Source organism: Brachybacterium fresconis (assembly GCF_017876515.1).
Taxonomy (GTDB): Bacteria; Actinomycetota; Actinomycetes; order Actinomycetales; family Dermabacteraceae; genus Brachybacterium; species Brachybacterium fresconis.
This window is the reverse complement of the sequence record NZ_JAGIOC010000001.1, coordinates 95,885-111,592: the sequence shown is the minus strand read 5'-3', so window position 1 is coordinate 111,592 and position 15,708 is coordinate 95,885. Positions and strand designations below refer to the sequence as shown.

The 15,708-nt window shown below is 71.9% G+C and carries 12 protein-coding genes; 4 read left to right on the top strand and 8 right to left on the bottom strand.

Annotated features, from left to right (window positions below):
* Positions 1–46 precede the first annotated feature (46 nt).
* The 3 genes from JOF44_RS00475 to JOF44_RS00465 are packed head-to-tail and all read right to left on the bottom strand — an operon-like array spanning position 47 to position 4,588.
* Complete coding sequence (locus tag JOF44_RS00475; RefSeq protein WP_342591618.1) at positions 47–1,243, bottom strand: alkaline phosphatase family protein; 1,197 nt, start codon at positions 1,241–1,243, stop codon at positions 47–49.
* Between the two features lie 11 nt (positions 1,244–1,254).
* Positions 1,255–1,830 carry a DUF5998 family protein gene (locus JOF44_RS00470; RefSeq protein ID WP_209885998.1) on the bottom strand — a complete coding sequence of 192 codons (576 nt, stop codon included), beginning with the start codon at positions 1,828–1,830 and terminating at the stop codon, positions 1,255–1,257.
* A gap of 46 nt (positions 1,831–1,876) precedes the next feature.
* A complete protein-coding gene (locus JOF44_RS00465) occupies positions 1,877–4,588 on the bottom strand; it encodes a GNAT family N-acetyltransferase (protein ID WP_209885996.1) in 2,712 nt (903 codons plus the stop codon).
* A gap of 101 nt (positions 4,589–4,689) precedes the next feature.
* Between JOF44_RS00465 and JOF44_RS00460 the strand changes: the two genes are divergently transcribed.
* The 3 genes from JOF44_RS00460 (at position 4,690) to JOF44_RS00450 (ending at position 8,839) form a co-directional block, all read left to right on the top strand.
* A complete protein-coding gene (locus JOF44_RS00460) occupies positions 4,690–7,146 on the top strand; it encodes a DNA gyrase/topoisomerase IV subunit A (RefSeq protein ID WP_209885994.1) in 2,457 nt (818 codons plus the stop codon).
* A 68-nt stretch (positions 7,147–7,214) separates the two neighbouring features.
* Positions 7,215–8,084, top strand: a complete 870-nt coding sequence (locus JOF44_RS00455; RefSeq protein ID WP_209885991.1) for a D-hexose-6-phosphate mutarotase — start codon at positions 7,215–7,217, stop codon at positions 8,082–8,084.
* Between the two features lie 500 nt (positions 8,085–8,584).
* Entirely contained in the window at positions 8,585–8,839 is a 255-nt protein-coding gene (locus JOF44_RS00450) for a hypothetical protein (RefSeq protein WP_209885988.1), read from the top strand.
* Positions 8,840–8,921: 82 nt separating this feature from the next.
* On the opposite strand, the gene hisF is transcribed toward JOF44_RS00450, so the two are convergent.
* Together hisF and JOF44_RS00440 are read right to left on the bottom strand one after the other, a co-directional pair.
* On the bottom strand, positions 8,922–9,707 hold the full coding sequence (gene hisF, locus JOF44_RS00445; protein ID WP_209885985.1) for an imidazole glycerol phosphate synthase subunit HisF: 786 nt from the start codon (positions 9,705–9,707) through the stop codon (positions 8,922–8,924).
* Complete coding sequence (locus tag JOF44_RS00440; protein ID WP_209885982.1) at positions 9,704–11,824, bottom strand: DNA gyrase/topoisomerase IV subunit B; 2,121 nt, start codon at positions 11,822–11,824, stop codon at positions 9,704–9,706. The genes hisF and JOF44_RS00440 overlap by 4 nt, the downstream gene beginning before the upstream one ends.
* Before the next feature lie 128 nt (positions 11,825–11,952).
* Here JOF44_RS00440 and JOF44_RS00435 point away from each other — a divergent pair, with 128 nt between their 5' ends.
* On the top strand, positions 11,953–12,171 hold the full coding sequence (locus tag JOF44_RS00435; RefSeq protein WP_209885979.1) for a DUF7455 domain-containing protein: 219 nt from the start codon (positions 11,953–11,955) through the stop codon (positions 12,169–12,171).
* 345 nt (positions 12,172–12,516) lie between these two features.
* Here JOF44_RS00435 and JOF44_RS00430 read toward each other — a convergent pair whose 3' ends face one another.
* The 3 genes from JOF44_RS00430 to metX all read right to left on the bottom strand — a co-directional run bounded on the left by JOF44_RS00430 (position 12,517) and on the right by metX (position 15,663).
* Positions 12,517–13,737, bottom strand: coding sequence for an RNA polymerase sigma factor (locus JOF44_RS00430; RefSeq protein WP_342591617.1), 1,221 nt, complete (start codon positions 13,735–13,737; stop codon positions 12,517–12,519).
* A 204-nt stretch (positions 13,738–13,941) separates the two neighbouring features.
* Entirely contained in the window at positions 13,942–14,358 is a 417-nt protein-coding gene (locus JOF44_RS00425) for a universal stress protein (protein ID WP_209885976.1), read from the bottom strand.
* A gap of 69 nt (positions 14,359–14,427) precedes the next feature.
* The gene (gene metX / locus JOF44_RS00420; RefSeq protein WP_209885973.1) at positions 14,428–15,663 is read right to left on the bottom strand and encodes a homoserine O-acetyltransferase MetX; all 1,236 of its coding nucleotides are present in this window, start codon (positions 15,661–15,663) and stop codon (positions 14,428–14,430) included.
* Between the last annotated feature and the right edge of the window lie 45 nt (positions 15,664–15,708).

Below are 15,708 nucleotides of genomic sequence, written 5' to 3'. Positions count from 1 at the left end.
CCGCCGGGGGCGTCGCGACGCCCCGGGCCCCGCTCGGACCCGATGTTCACGCGCTGACGCGCAGCAGCGGTACCCAGCTCTCGGCCGGGGTCAATGATCCGTGGACCCCGATGAGTGCGCGGGCGCTGGCCGGGCGTCGCGAGTAGTCGTCGATGCTCCAGCGGCCCCGGGCGAGGACCAGCACATCGGGGAGCCGTCCCTGCACCCGCGACGGCACCTCGATGCCGGCCGGTCCCAGCAGCGCGGAGGCGAGCGCATCGGCGCGCCGCAGCACCAGCGCCCGCTCGCCCAGCAGGTCGCCCAGGCCATCCGCGAGCTCCGCCGCGGCTCCCTGCCCGGCGACCGCTTGCAGCGCGAGGGCCCGGGGCTCCCCCGCCGCCGTGGCGACCAGACGCCGCAGGCGCGGGTGGTCGGCCAGGTCGACGGTGGTCTCCGGCGCGGTGTCGACCATGCCGTGATCGGCGGTCAGATGGATCCGGGTCCCGCGCGGGAGCCGTCGCAGCAGCGTGCCCACGAGGGCGTCCACCTCGGCGAGGGCGGTGCGCCACGCGTCGCTGTCGACGCCGTGGCGGTGCCCGGCGTGATCGACGTCGTCGACATGCAGATGGACCAGGCCGTCCGGCCCGGCCCGGTGCAGTGCCGTGCGCACCGCCTCGACGCGGTCCCCGCGGCCGTGGCCGAGGAACTCCCAGCCGCGGTAGGCGACGCCGCTGAGGTGGGAGCCCGCGTGCTTGGCGGGCGCCACCTGGACGGCGCGACGGCCGCCGCGCTCGACCGGTGTCGTCTCGGGCATCCAGCGACGGGGGTCGACGGCCGGGTCCCCCGTCAGCTGGTTGATGGCGCGGCCGCTGTCCGGGTCGGCGGTGAGATAGCCGAGGACGCCGTGCACGAGCGGCGGGAGTCCGGTGTGAAGGGAGACCATCGCCGTCGCCGTGGTCGAGGGGAACACGGTGCGCACCCGGGTCGTGTCCCCCTCGAGGCGGCGCAGGGTCGGGGTGAGGGACCGGTGCTCGATCAGCAGGTCGGAGCCGACCCCGTCGAGCACGACGACCAGGTCGCGGCCGGGCTCCGGAGCCGCCAGCAGGGGCTCGATCACGTCGAGCTGTCCCGGCCGGGCGCCGCCGGCGAAGGGCGGGGGCAGCAGGTCCTGGGGCCAGTCGGCCGGCAGCTCGCCGCCCCGCTCGGGCGCTCGGCCGGGGCTCGATGCGCTTCCCGGGTCGGGAGTCGGTCCCTGGTCAGCCACGGCGGGCCGGCTCAGGCGTCGACCGCGTCGATGGCGTCGACCAGCTCCGCGTGGAAGCTCAGGGCAGTCTCGACCGCGTCGTCCCCGTCGGCCAGGGCGCTGACCCGCAGCGCGAGGTCGGACGGGGCGATCGTACCGGTGTACCCGTGGTCGATCTGGCAGTTCGGGTCCTCGCAGACGGCCCGCTCGAGATCCACCCGGCGGCTGCCGTTCCAGGTGATGCCGAGGGTGATCTCGGATTCCCGGCCGGGGGCTCGCTGACCGTCGGTGTCGAAGACCTGCGAGATGCCGGTGGAGATGATGCCCTTCAGCCGCACCCTTTCGGTCGTGGAGACCACCTGGGAGGGGTTCAGGGCATCCGCCGGGTCATCGTCGAGATGGGTGACCAGCAGGTGGGTCGCGGTCAGGACGAGGATGGTCAGATGGCGGCGCACCTCGGGGCCGTCGAAGGTGGTCTCGGGGCGCACCAGATGGGCGAGCGGACGCACGCCGTGCAGGGAGCGCTGCACGCTCTGGGCGGCGGTCTGCGGGAAGTATCCGGCGGTCTCGAGCTCCGTGAGCAGAGCAGCGGGGAGAGCGGTGGTCATCGCTCCAGTGTCCCACGCCGGTCGGTTCGGCCGCCGGCCGGTCGGCTCAGCCTCCCGCCGTGCCCGACAGCGCTCGCCGGGTGCCGTCGGTGCGGTTCGGCGCCGGGGACAGGCTCGCCGTGGCGCCGACCACGCTGATCCCCTGCTGCCCCACCAGCACCGGGTAGAGCTCGAGCCGGGAGAGCTCCGGCAGGTCCTCCGCGAGCAGTCCGACACGGACCACCAGGTCGGCGAGCGCGGCGCGGTCGGCGCGGGGCAGGCCGCGGGTGCCCCGCAGCTTGACCGCGCTGGCGGGAGCATCGACCAGGCCCTCCGCAGCGGTCTCGCTGAACGGGGGGATCGCGTAGGCGATGTCGTCGAGCAGATCGGTGGCATCACCGGCGACGGACAGCGAGACGACGGGTCCCAGTGAGGGGTCCTCGACGCTGCGCACCACCATCGGAACCCCCGGCGGAGCCATCGTCTGCACCTCGAGCGGGGCGCTCGAGTAGGACAGGTCGCGCCGCATGGCCTGGACCGCATGGCGCAGCTGGACCGCGTCGGGGATGGACAGGCGGACACCGCCGAGATCGGCGCGATGACGCAGCACCGGGTCGGTGCTCTTCAGGGCGACGGGATACCCGATCTCCTGCGCCTGCTCGGCTCCGTCCTCGCCGTCGCGGATCGGATGGGCCTCCAGCAGGGGGATCCCGTACGCGGCCAGCAGTGCGCGCAGCTCGTCCGTCGCCATCTCGAGCGCGGGCGGGGCCGGATCCGGCAGCAGGCGGTCGAGAAGGTCACGGGCACCGGCGCGGTCGAGGTCGGTGCGGTGGGCGGGCTCCTCGTCGTCGGCCGCGGGGCGCAGAGCGGCCGCGAGCATCCCGGCACCGGCCCGCACCGCGTTGTGGGGGGTGGCATGGACCGGAGGCAGCTCCCCGTCGGTGCGGACGGCGCTCTGCACGACGCCGTAGCGCTCGGCGTCCGAGATCAGGCACACCAGCAGCACCACCTCGCTGTGACGGGCCACCGTCGCCATCTGGCGGATCACCGCGAGGGCGTCGCCGCTGAGCGGATCGACCATCCCGGCGATGACCAGGTCGACCTGTCCTCGCGCGGCCATCGATGTGAACGCGCGCTGGATCAGTCGCGGATCCGCCGCGAGCGGCACGCTGCGGTTGTCGGCGACGATCTCGAGGCCGGCCTGGTCGGCGGCGCCGCGCAGGGACGCCCCGAGCGCCGCGGTGTTCGACAGCAGACCGACCCGGGGGCCGTGGGGCAGTCCCTGTCGTCCGATGGCGTCGGTGATGTCCAGGAGATGGTCGACGCCGGTGGCCTGCACCACGCCGGCGGAGCCGAGGACCTGGTCGAGAGCGCGCCGGGGCAGGGTGGAGGGCCGCACGTCGTGGCCGGGCGCGTGGTCCACGCCCGGGGGGCGCAGCACGATCAGCGGCACTCGGCGGGTCAGCCGCCGGGCGAGGCGGGTGAACTTGCGCGGATTGCCCATCGACTCCAGGGCCAGCGCGATCACGCCGACCTCCCCGTCGTCCTGCCAGTGCTGGAGGGTGTCGTTGAGGGAGACGTCGGCCCGGTTGCCGGCGCCGACGAACTCGTGCAGCCCGATCCCGCGGCTGTCGGTCCCGGCCAGCAGCAATGCCGACAGTGCGCTGGACTGCCCGGCCAGCGCCACCGGGCCCGGGCGCGGCATGGCCGGGGCCAGCGAGAGGCTGATGGCGTCCTCGCCGGTGCGCAGGAATCCCAGCGATCCGGGGCCGAGCAGCCGCATGCCGTGCAGTCGGGCCCGGGCCACCAGCTGCCGTTGGAGGTGGCGTCCCCGCTCGCTGTCGGTGAAGCCCTCGGTGGGGATCACGACGGCGCGCACGCCCACCGCGGCGCACTCCTCGATCGCCTCCAGGCACGCCTCGGGCCGCAGGGCGATGACGGCGAGGTCGATGGTCCCGGGCACGTCGGGGATCCGGGCGTGGGCGCGGTGGCCGCGCAGCTCCATCGCCTCCGGGGAGACGAGGTGGATCGCGCCGCGATAGCCGGAGCGCTCCAGGGCGGTCAGGAAGCGGCCACCGGCGGAGTCCCGTCGGGAGGAGACCCCGATCAGCAGCACGGACTCAGGGTGCAGGAGCCGTTCCATGGCCCGGGCCTCGGCGCGATGCTCGCGCTCGGCCATGACCTCCAGGGAGCGGGCGGTGGGGTCGATCCGGAAGGAGACCATCACGACGCCGTCGTCGTAGGTGCGCTCGACCTCGAAGCCCGCCTCGGTGAACACGTTGATCATCTTGGCGTTCTGCGGGAGCACCTCGGCGGTGAAGATGCTCAGGCCCCGTTCGCGGGCGGCGGCGGCGAGGTGCTCCAGCAGCACCGAGGCCAGGCCCGTCCCCTGCCGGACGTCGGAGACGTTGAAGGCGACCTCGGCGGCCTGCGACTCGATCCGGTCGTACCGGGCCACGGCGATGATCTCGTCCCCCACCAGCACCACGAACGCCACGCGGTCGCGGTGGTCGACGTGGGTGAACCGCTCGAGATCGCGGGGCGACAGGCGGGGCATGGGCGCGAAGAAGCGCAGATACCGGGAGTGCTCGGACTGACGCTGATGGAACGCCTGCAGCGCCTCGGCATCCGTAGGCAGGATGGGTCGCAGGTGGGCGGCGGACCCGTCGTGCAGGGCGATGTCCGCCTCCCAGTGCGCCGGATAAGCAGGAGTGGTCGATCCGTCCTCGTCCCGAGCCCGACGCCGCAGGGATCGCCGTGCCTCTCGCCTGTCCGCCATACCCGGACCCTATCGTCGCGGCCGGGGACTTGACGGGATTCACGTCCCTGTCCGGCGTCGGTTCCCAGGATCGTGGCCGGTCATGCGCCATGATGTCCCCCATGGCCCGATCACGAAGCACCCAGCCGCCCGCCGGGGACGACGCGGTCGACGAGACGATCGTCGACATCGACGTCACCAGCGAGATGGAGACGTCGTTCCTCGAGTACGCGTACTCGGTGATCTACTCGCGGGCCCTCCCGGACGCGCGCGACGGCCTCAAGCCCGTCCAGCGCCGCATCCTCTACATGATGGCCGAGATGGGCCTGCGCCCCGATCGTGGGCACGTGAAGTCCCAGCGCGTGGTCGGCGAGGTGATGGGCAAGCTCCACCCTCACGGCGACACCGCGATCTACGACGCCCTGGTGCGCATGGCGCAGAGCTTCAACATGCGCATGCCGCTGGTGGACGGCCACGGCAACTTCGGCTCCCTCGACAACGGGCCCGCCGCCCCGCGCTACACGGAGGCGCGACTGGCCCCGGCCGCCCTGCTGATGACCGCCTCGCTGGACGAGGACGTCGTGGACATGGTGCCGAACTACGACAACCAGCTCATCCAGCCCGAGGTGCTGCCGGCCCAGTACCCGAACCTCCTGGTCAACGGGGCGTCCGGGATCGCGGTCGGGATGGCCACGAACATGCCTCCCCACAACCTGGTCGAGACCGTCGCGGCCGCACGCCACCTGATCGATCATCCCGAGGCGGACCTCGAGGCCCTGATGCGCCTCGTGCCCGGACCCGACCTGCCCACCGGCGGCCGGATCGTCGGGCTGGACGGCATCCGCGACGCGTACCGCACCGGTCGCGGCTCGTTCAAGATGCGGGCGACGACGAAGATCGAGAGCGTCACCAGCCGCCGCAAGGGGATCGTGGTGACCGAGCTCCCCTACCAGGTGGGTCCGGAGAAGCTGGCCGAGAAGCTGCGCGACGCGGTGCAGTCGAAGAAGGTCCAGGGCGTCACCGACTACCAGGACCTCACCGATCGTCATCACGGGCTGCGCCTGGTGCTGACGGTGAAATCGGGCTACGACCCCGAGGCGGTCCTCCAGCAGCTGTACAAGTTCACGCCGCTCGAGGAGTCCTTCGGGATCAACAACGTCGCCCTCGTCGAGGGTCAGCCGCGCACCATGGGCCTGAAGCAGATGCTCGAGGTGTTCGTCGACCACCGGCTGAAGGTCGTGCGGCGACGCACCGAGCACCGGCTGGATCGGCGTCGGGCCCGCCTGCACCTGGTCGAGGGGCTGCTGCTGGCGATCGTCGACATCGACGAGGTCATCCAGATCGTCCGCAGCAGCGACGACGCGGAGACCGCCCGCTCCCGGTTGATGGGCGTGTTCGATCTGACCCACGTCCAGGCCGAGTACATCCTCGAGCTGCGGCTGCGCCGCCTGACGAAGTTCTCCCAGGTCGAGCTCGAGGGCGAGCGCGACGAGCTGCGCCGCGAGATCGAGCAGCTCGAAGAGATCCTGGGCTCCGAGGAGGTGCTGCGCCGCCTGGTCTCCGACGAGCTGGCCGCCGTGGCCGCGGAGCACGGCGACGCACGCCGCACCGTCCTGCTCGAGGCCGCCGACCAGCCCGTCCCCACCGCGGGAGGGTCTCTCGAGGTCGCCGACGAGCCCTGCCGGGTGCTGCTGACCGGCACCGGACTGGTGGCCCGTGTGACCGGCGAGGAGCCTCTGGTGCGCGAGGGGCCGCGCAGCTCGCACGATGTGATCGTCGCGGATGTGCTCACCTCCACCCGCTCCACCGTCGGGGTGGTCACCGACGCCGGCCGCGTGCTGCACCTGTCCGCGGTGGATCTGCCCTCGCTGGCCCCCACGGCCGGGCCGCCCTCGCTGGCCGGCGGGACCCGATTGGCCGACCTCATCGACCTCGAGCGCGAGGAGCGCGCCCTGGGGCTGATCCGGGTCGCGGAGGCGGACGCGGCCCGGGGCGGCGCGATCGCTCTCGGCACCCGCCACGGCGTCGTCAAGCGCGTCCAGCTCGACTTCCCCCGCTCGGACGGCTTCGAGATCATCGCGCTCAAGGACGGCGACGCCGTCGTCGGGGTGGTGGATCTCGAGGAGGACACCGACCTCGACCTCGTCTTCGTGACCTCCGAGGCGCAGCTGCTGCACTTCCCCTCCTCCGGCGTGCGCCCGCAGGGGCGCGGGGCCGGCGGCGTCGCGGGGATCAAGCTCGCCGACGATGTGCGGGTGATCTCCTTCGGCGCGGTCGATGTGACCGCTCCGGCGGACGTGGTCACCGTCTCCGGCAGCTCCGGCTCCCTGCCGCTGCTGCAGACCGGTTCGCTGAAGGTCTCCCCGCTGACCGAGTTCCCCGCCAAGGGCCGCGCCACGGCGGGCATGCGCTGCCACCGCTTCCTGCGGGGCGAGGACGTGCTGATCGGCGCCTGGGTGGTCCCGCATCCGGCGCGCGCATCCTCCGAGGCCGGCCAGCCGATCGACCTGCCCGAACCCACCGGGCGCCGCGACGGCTCCGGCACCCCGGTGGCGGTGCCGATCGCTGCCGTCGGCTGAACCCCCCAGCGTTCCGCGGCTCCCGGACGCCGCGCTGCGGCCGGCGGCGGACGTGGGACGATGACGCCATGAGCACTCCTTCTGCCGCCTCATCCGTCCCGCTGCCCGAGGGCGTCGCCCTCGAGACGGTCCACGGGGTCGACGCCCTCGTCGTCGACACCCCCGCCGCCCGCGCCGTGGTCCACCTCGACGGGGCCCACCTGACCAGCTGGGTCCCCACCGGCGAGGCGGACCTGCTGTGGCTGAGCCCGGATTCCGCGTACGGCCCCCGGGAGGCGATCCGCGGCGGGATCCCGCTGGTGGGTCCCTGGTTCGGACCGGGACGCGACGGAGCGATGCAGGTCAAGCACGGCTGGCTGCGCACCATCACCTGGGAGCTCGCCTCGGCCGCGCTCGACGGCGAGGACGTGGTCCTGGAGCTGGTGACCCCGGCGGACGCCGTGAAGCTGAGCGGCCGTGCCGTGTTCCGGATCGGACGTCAGCTCTCGGTCGACCTGACCCTCACCGCCGGGCCGACGCCGCTCGAGGTCGAGGCCGCCCTGCACACCTACCTGGCCGTCGGCGACGTGCGCCGGATCACGGTCCAGGGGCTCGAGAACGCGGACTACCTCGACAACACCCGCGGCCTGGCCGCCGACGTGCTCGGCGCCGACCCCCTGCGCCTGACGGGCTCCACGGACCGCATCGTCGACGCCGCCGGCGAGGTGGTCGTCACCGACGAGGTCGGGGGGCGCCGACTGGTCTCCAGCCCCCGCGGCACCGCCACGACGATCGTGTGGAATCCCTGGGACGAGCTGGTCACCTCGATGGGCGACATCCCCGATGACGCCTGGCCGCAGTTCGTCTGCGTCGAGCCCGCGGTGGCCAAGGACCGCTTCGTGAGACTGCAGCCCGGCCAGGCGCACACGATCGGGGTCACCTACCGCATCGAGCACTGAGGCTCCGCGCCGCTGAGGACTTCTGCGTCACCGCCCGATCGGCGACGCCCCGAGACGCCGAGGACCCGGTCGCCGCCCCATGCCGGGGCGCGGCCGGGTCCTTCGCGCTGCGCGGGAACAAATACGTTGCGGCCGCCGCCGAGCGGTGGTCGACTGTCCGTATGGAGATGCAGACCACCCCGACACCGACCCCGGCCCGCCCGGACGCGTCGCTGTCCGGCCTCGTCGCATCCCCCGTCCGGCGCCACGGATCCCCCGTGGACCTGCGAGCGTCCGGTGGGGGACGCCGCGGTGCCGCCGGCGCCGCCCCGGCAGCTCGCTGACGCCGAGCACCCCAGCGCGTCCTGCCCCGCGACCCTGAGGTCGCCCGGCACCGTCCGTCCTCCGACGCCCCTCGACGCCCGTCGAGCGCTCGATGACGCCCTTCTCCGCTTCGCGGACAACGTCTGTCCTCGCAGGGCGGAAGACTGCAGAGACCACCTCCCCAGGAGAGAGCCACCATGTCGGTCCAGACCCGTCCCGACACGCCCCTGAGCACGACGACCACGACAACCACCTCGACCACCCCCGACGTCCCGCGCCGGTCCCCGACCGCCGCCGAGGTCCGATCCGCCGATCGCCGCCGGCGGAAGGAGCTCCGCCGCGAGCGCGATCTCGAGCGGGCGCTCCGCCGCCAGGCGGCGAGGCGAGCGCTCCAGGAGCGCGACCTCGCCTATCAGCAGGCTCTGGTCCGCTCCGGTGTGTACGTGCGATGAGCCTCGCTCCCGCTGCTCCCACCAGAGATGCCCCGGCCCTCGAGGGCCGGGGCATCACGCGGTGCGGATCACGGCGGTGCGTTCAGCGCACCGTGATGCCGTCCTCGGCCATGGCCTGCTTCGCCTCGGCGATGGTCATCTGCTGAAAATGGAAGACGCTCGCGGCGAGCACGGCATCGGCTCCCGCTCGGACGGCCGGGGGGAAATCGGCAGGCTTCCCGGCCCCGCCGGAGGCGATCAGCGGCAGGTTCGTGGCCTCCCGCGCGAGGCGGATCAGCTCGAGATCGAACCCCTGCTCGGTGCCGTCGGCGTCCATGGAGTTCAGCAGGATCTCCCCGGCGCCGCGCTCGGTGACCTCGCGGATCCACGCGATCGCGTCGATCCCGGTGCCGCGTCGGCCGCCATGGGTGGTGACCTCGAAGCCCGAGCCCGTCCGGGCACTGCCGGCCGGACTGTCCCCGGTGACGCGGCGGGCGTCGATCGAGAGCACCAGCACCTGGTTGCCGAAGCGGCGGGAGATCTCGTCGATCAGTGCGGGGCGTCCGATCGCCGCGGTGTTCACCCCGCACTTGTCGGCGCCGGCGCGCAGCAGCTGGTCGACGTCGTCGACCGAGCGCACTCCCCCGCCGACGGTCAGCGGGATGAAGATCTGCTCGGCGGCGGCCCGCACCACGTCGATCATGGTCTCCCGCCCGCCGGAGGAGGCGGTGACGTCGAGGAAGGTCAGCTCGTCGGCACCCTCGGTGCCGTATCGGGCGGCGAGCTCCACGGGATCGCCGGCATCGCGCAGACCCTGGAAGTTCACACCCTTGACGACCCGTCCGGCGTCGACGTCCAGGCAGGGGATCACCCGCACGGCCACGCTCATGCGTCGATCCTCTCCAGATCGAGCTCCTCGGCCCCTTCGATGATGAACTGCTTGCGAGGCGCCACCTCCGAGCCCATGAGGAGCTCGAACATGGCGCTGGCGGCTTCGGCGTCCTCGATCCGGACCCGTCGCAGAGTGCGATGGTGCGGATCCATGGTCGTGTCGGCCAGCTGGTCGGCGTCCATCTCGCCCAGGCCCTTGTAGCGCTGGATCGGCTGCTTGTAGCGCTTGCCCCGCTTCTCGAGGTTCTTCAGCAGCTTGTTCAGCTCCGCTTCGGAGTAGGTGTAGACCAGTTCGTTCTTCTTCGATCCGCCGTGGATGATCTCCACCCGGTGCAGCGGCGGCACGGCAGCGTACACCCGGCCCTCCTCCACCAGGGGGCGCATGTAGCGGTGGAACAGGGTCAGCAGCAGGGTCCGGATGTGGGCGCCGTCGACGTCGGCGTCGGTCATCATCACGATCTTGCCGTAGCGCGCGGCCTCCAGATCGAAACTGCGCCCGGATCCAGCCCCGATCACCTGGAAGATCGCCGCGCACTCGGCGTTCTTGAGCATGTCCGTGACGGACGCCTTCTGGGTGTTGAGGATCTTCCCGCGGATCGGCAGCAGCGCCTGGAACTCCGAGGAGCGGGCGTTCTTCGCCGTGCCCAGCGCACTGTCGCCCTCGACGATGAACAGCTCTGAGCGCTCGACGTCGTGGGTGCGGCAGTCGGCGAGCTTGGTGGGCATGGTGGAGGATTCCAGCGCATTCTTGCGGCGCGAGACCTCCTTGTGCATGCGGGCGGCGATCCGGGCGCGCATCTCGGAGACGACCTTGTCGATCACCAGCGCCGCCTGCTCCTTCTCCCCCTTCTTGGAGGAGGTCAGGAAGTCGGTCAGCCGCTGTTCGACGATCTTGGCGACGATCGCTCGGATCGCGGGGGTGCCGAGCACCTCCTTGGTCTGGCCCTCGAACTGCGGCTCGTCGATCCGGACGCTGACGACGACGGTGAGACCGGCGAGGGTGTCGTCCTTCTCGATCTTCTCGTTCTTGGCATTGAACTTGACCCGGCGCGCCTGGTTCTCGACCTGCTTGCGCAGGGTCTTGACCAGCGCCTGCTCGAAGCCGGCGACGTGGGTCCCGCCCTTGGGTGTGGCGACGATGTTCACGAAGGAGCGCACGGTCGAGTCGTAGTCGGCTCCCCAGCGCAGCGCGATGTCGACCTCGCAGGTGCGGTCCACGTCCGTGGAGACCATGTGGCCGTTCTTGTCGAGCACCGGGATCGTCTCGGTGTAGGTGCCGGAGCCCTCCAGACGGACCACATCGGTGATCCGTTGGTCCTGGGCCAGGTATTCGACGAACTCGCTGATACCGCCGTCGTACTTGTAGGTGCGGGTGGCGGGCTGATCCGGCAGCCGTTCGGGCCGGTCGTCGGTGACGGCCAGCTCCAGCCCGGGCACCAGGAATGCCGTCTGCCGCGCCCGGCGGTGCAGCTCGTCGAGCGCGAAGTGCGATCCCTTGATGAAGATCTGGGGATCGGCCCAGTAGCGCACCCGGGTCCCGCTCACGCCGCGCTTGGCCTTGCCGACCACGCGCAGCTCGCCCGGGCCCGCCGCCGGGGTGAAGGGAGCCTCGGGGTCGGGCTCGCCGCCGTCGTCGTCGAAGACGCCGGCCTGACCGCGCCGGAAGCTCATCGCGTAGGTCTTGCCCGCGCGGTCCACCTCGACGTCGAGGCGGCCCGACAGGGCGTTGACGACGCTCGCGCCGACGCCGTGCAGGCCGCCGGAGGCGGCGTAGGAGCCGCCGCCGAACTTCCCTCCGGCATGGAGCTTGGTGTAGACCACCTCGACCCCGGTGAGCCCCGTGCGGGGCTCGACGTCGACCGGCACGCCGCGCCCGGTATCGCGCACCTCGACGGAGGCATCGGGGTGCAGGATCACCGAGATCGACTCGCCGTGGCCGCCGAGCGCCTCGTCCACGGAGTTGTCCAGGATCTCCCACAGGCAGTGCATGAGACCGCGGGAGTCCGTCGAGCCGATGTACATGCCCGGACGCTTGCGGACGGCCTCCAGACCCTCGAGGACCTGGAGGTTGCGCGCGTCGTAGGCGGATTTCGTCGATGCGGTGGAAGGGGACACGCCTGGGATCCTACGGGGCCGGAGGCCCGGATCCTGGCATTGCGGCACCGCTCACAGGGTGTTGCGCCCCCAGCGAACCACGGCGCGAAGCCCTCCCCTTCCCGCACGTCCGATGCTAGAAAAGAGTCATGAACCTGACTCTTGAAGCCCCCCGGCTGACCGCTCACGACCGTTGCGACCGCTGCGGCGCCCAGGCGTACGTCAAGGTGCTCCTGGAGGCCGGCGGTGAACTGATGTTCTGCGCGCATCACGCCCGCGCCCACCAGGACGCTCTGCAGGGCGTCGCCTCCGAGGTCATCGACGAGACCGAACGACTCCACGCGAAGCCGGTGCCGGTCGAGGACTGATCCTCTCCCCCCACGACATGCCCGAGGGCGTCCACCGATCGGTGGGCGCCCTCGGTCGTATCGCCCGACCCTCGGTCGACCGGACCTCGGAGATCCCGGAGCTGCTCCGCACGGGCGGTGCGGCTGACCCCGGAAGTGCCGGTGCCCGGCCGCGGGTCGGGTCCCGGGCCCCTGCCCTGCAGAGCCCCAGGCGCCCGGGGACGCCGGGCGAGCATGGCCCGGGCGCAGGTCCCGATGGGACGCCCAGTCCTCCGGGCCGACCCTCCCGGAGCCCGCGCACGGCGACGGCGCCGGGACCCCCGGAGGGGTCACCGGCGCCGTCGAGGGCCTGCGGGAGGGTCGGCCTCAGTCGAGGTAGTCGCGCAGCACCTGCGAGCGCGAGGGGTGGCGCAGCTTCGACATGGTCTTGGACTCGATCTGGCGGATCCTCTCACGGGTGACCCCGTAGACCTTGCCGATCTCGTCCAGGGTCTTGGGCTGGCCGTCCTCGAGCCCGAAGCGCATCGAGACCACTCCGGCCTCCCGCTCCGAGAGGGTGTCCAGCACCGAGTGGAGCTGCTCCTGCAGGAGCGTGAAGCTCACGGCATCGGCGGGGACGACCGCCTCGGAGTCCTCGATGAGGTCGCCGAACTCGCTGTCGCCGTCCTCGCCCAGCGGGGTGTGCAGGGAGATCGGCTCGCGGCCGTACTTCTGGACTTCGACGACCTTCTCGGGCGTCATGTCCAGCTCCTTGGCGAGCTCCTCCGGAGTGGGCTCGCGGCCGAGGTCCTGGAGCATCTGGCGCTGGACCCGGGCGAGCTTGTTGATGACCTCGACCATGTGCACCGGGATGCGGATGGTGCGGGCCTGATCCGCCATCGCGCGGGTGATGGCCTGACGGATCCACCAGGTGGCGTAGGTCGAGAACTTGTAGCCCTTGGAGTAGTCGAACTTCTCCACCGCGCGGATCAGGCCGAGGTTCCCCTCCTGGATGAGGTCCAGGAACAGCATGCCGCGGCCGGTGTAGCGCTTGGCGAGGGAGACGACCAGGCGCAGGTTGGCCTCGAGCAGGTGGTCCTTGGCGGCGCGGCCGTCCTCGACGATCATGGCGAGCTCACGACCGGCCTTGGTCCGGACCATCGACTCGTCACCCTTGAGCTGGTGCTCGGCGTACAGGCCGGCCTCGATGCGCTCGGCGAGCTCGACCTCCTGGGCAGCGTTCAGCAGCGCGACCCTGCCGATCTGCTTGAGGTAGTCCTTGACCGGGTCGGCGGTCGCACCGGCGGTGACGACCTGCTGGGCCGGGGCGTCGTCCTCGGCGGCGTTGAAGACGAACCCGCCGGAGGCCTCGACCTTGGCGTCGGTCTCCGAGGTCTTCTTCGTGACCTCGGCATCCTCCGCCTCGTCCTCGACCTCCTCGGTCTCCTCCGAGGCGGTGTCCTTGGCGGCCTTCGCCGGGGCGGCCTTCTTGGCGGTGGTCTTGCGGGTGCGCTTGGCGGGGGTGCGCTTCGAGGATGCGTCCGTCCCGGACCCGGCCACCTCGGTGGTCGTGTCGGTGGCGGTCTCAGCAGTCTTGGAGGAGGTCACAGAGTTCCTTCTTCCGGCAGTGCTCCCTGGGGTGCACCGCCACACTCGGGCGATCGGTCATCACGGCGCGGCTCGCGGACTGCGCTCGTCGCCGTCGTCCCGGGAGTCCCGGTTTCATGGCGCACGAAGGCACGGTGCCGTCAAGCCTCACGAGTATAACGTCCTCGCCGCGTCAATATTCCCAGGACCGCGCGGGGCGGCCCGTCAGGCACCGACGCGAGTGTCCGCATCGGCCCCATGATCGTCCTTCACGGCAAGCACCGGGCACGGCGCGCCGAGCACGACGCGGCGAGCGGCGGCCCCCAGGTTGAGCTTGCCGATCGGGGACTTGCGGCGCAGACCGATCACGATCAGCGAGGCCGAGACCTCCTCGACCACGGCCAGCAGGAACTCCCCGATGTCGGTGTCCGACCGGGGGCGCACGCTCACCTCGATCCCCTCCGCGTCGATCTCGGCGAGCGCGGCGCGGACCTCCTGCTCGGACGGCGCACCCCGGCCGTCATCCCCGCTCTGATAGGAGGCGATGACCAGGTCCTCGCCCCGGCGCCGGGCCGAGCGGACGCCTGCGCGGAGAGCGGCCGCACCCTGTCCGGACGGCGAGTACCCCACGACGATGGTCATCCGCCTGCTCCCCCTCGGGACGATTCCGGCCGGGTCCCGCTGCGGGGACCCCGTGCTGATCGACCCAGCTTAGTCATCCAGCAGGGTGCGGATCCACTCGGCCAGATCCGGATGGGCGAGCAGGAAGGCGTCGTGGCCGATCGGTGAGCTCGCCACGTGCCAGGCCGCGTCGGGGATGTGCCGCGCCATCTCGGCGACCAGGTCGGGCGGGAACAGCCGGTCCGAGTCGATGGCGACCACGAGAGTGCGTGCCCGCACGCTCTCCAGGGCCGCTGCCGTGCCGCCACGGCCCCGGCCGACGTCATGGGTGTTCATCGACTGGGCGAGGACCAGGTAGGAGTTCGCGTCGAAGCGCCGGGAGAGCTTGCCCGCATGATGATCGAGGTAGCTGGTGACCTGGTGCCGCCCCTGCCCGTCGAAGGGGTCCTCGCCGCTCTGGGGCTGGTTGCCGAACCTGCTCTCGAGCTCGGCGGCCGTTCGGTAGGTGGTGTGGGCGATGCGCCGTGCGATCCCGAGGCCCTGCTGAGGGCCGACCGCATCGGGGAGGTCGTAGTAGTCGCCCCCGTGGAATCCGGGGTCGACCCGGATCGCGGCGATCTGTGCGCTGTTCCAGGCGATCTGGTCGGCGGTCGCGCGCGCCGAGGTCGCGATGACCGCGAGTCGCTCGACCTCGTCCGGATGCGACACGGCCCATTCGACCGCGCGCATCCCGCCCATCGAGCCGCCGATCACGAGGGCCCAGCGCGGGATGTCGAGCCACTCGCGCACACGGCGTTCGGCCTCGACCTGGTCGCGCACGGTCAGCAGAGGGAAGCGGGAGCCCCACGCCCGCCCGTCCGCGCCCGGGGAGCTGGGACCGGTGCTGCCCTGGCAGCCGCCCAGGATGTTGGGGGCGACGACGAAGTAGCGGTCGGTGTCGATCGGGCGGCCGGGACCGACCATCTCCTCCCACCATCCGGGGCTCGCGTGGGACGGCCCAGCCGGCCCCCGCACGTGGGAGTCCCCGGTCAGCGCGTGCAGGACGAGCACGGCATTGCCGCCGTCGGCGGCGAGCGTCCCCCAGGTCTCGTACGCCATGGTGACGTCCTCGAGCACGGCTCCGCTGTCGAGCTCGAGGTCTCCGATCCGGGCGAAGCAGCGATCCCCGACGCCGTGATCGGGCCTCCAGGCCCCCGTCACCCTCGGCGGCGGCTCGACGGGACGGGTCGGGGCCGACGCGGAGCGCGCGGCCCGAGGCTGCGTGTCAGCTCGAGGCTGCGAGGCGCCGGTCGCGGTGCTCCGGTCCAGAGCTCCGAGAACGGTCATCGGCTCCTCCTGACTGCTTCCCGGTGCGACGCGCCCATGATCCTT

Excerpts from the sequence above, each read along its gene's own strand:
- JOF44_RS00470 (WP_209885998.1), bottom strand. The coding sequence starts at position 1,830 with ATGACCACCGCTCTCCCCGCTGCTCTGCTCACGGAGCTCGAGACCGCC.
- JOF44_RS00465 (WP_209885996.1), bottom strand. The coding sequence starts at position 4,588 with ATGGCGGACAGGCGAGAGGCACGGCGATCCCTGCGGCGTCGGGCTCGG.
- JOF44_RS00460 (WP_209885994.1), top strand. The coding sequence starts at position 4,690 with ATGGCCCGATCACGAAGCACCCAGCCGCCCGCCGGGGACGACGCGGTC.
- JOF44_RS00455 (WP_209885991.1), top strand. The coding sequence starts at position 7,215 with ATGAGCACTCCTTCTGCCGCCTCATCCGTCCCGCTGCCCGAGGGCGTC.
- JOF44_RS00450 (WP_209885988.1), top strand. The coding sequence starts at position 8,585 with ATGTCGGTCCAGACCCGTCCCGACACGCCCCTGAGCACGACGACCACG.
- hisF (WP_209885985.1), bottom strand. The coding sequence starts at position 9,707 with ATGAGCGTGGCCGTGCGGGTGATCCCCTGCCTGGACGTCGACGCCGGA.
- JOF44_RS00435 (WP_209885979.1), top strand. The coding sequence starts at position 11,953 with ATGAACCTGACTCTTGAAGCCCCCCGGCTGACCGCTCACGACCGTTGC.
- JOF44_RS00425 (WP_209885976.1), bottom strand. The coding sequence starts at position 14,358 with ATGACCATCGTCGTGGGGTACTCGCCGTCCGGACAGGGTGCGGCCGCT.
- metX (WP_209885973.1), bottom strand. The coding sequence starts at position 15,663 with ATGACCGTTCTCGGAGCTCTGGACCGGAGCACCGCGACCGGCGCCTCG.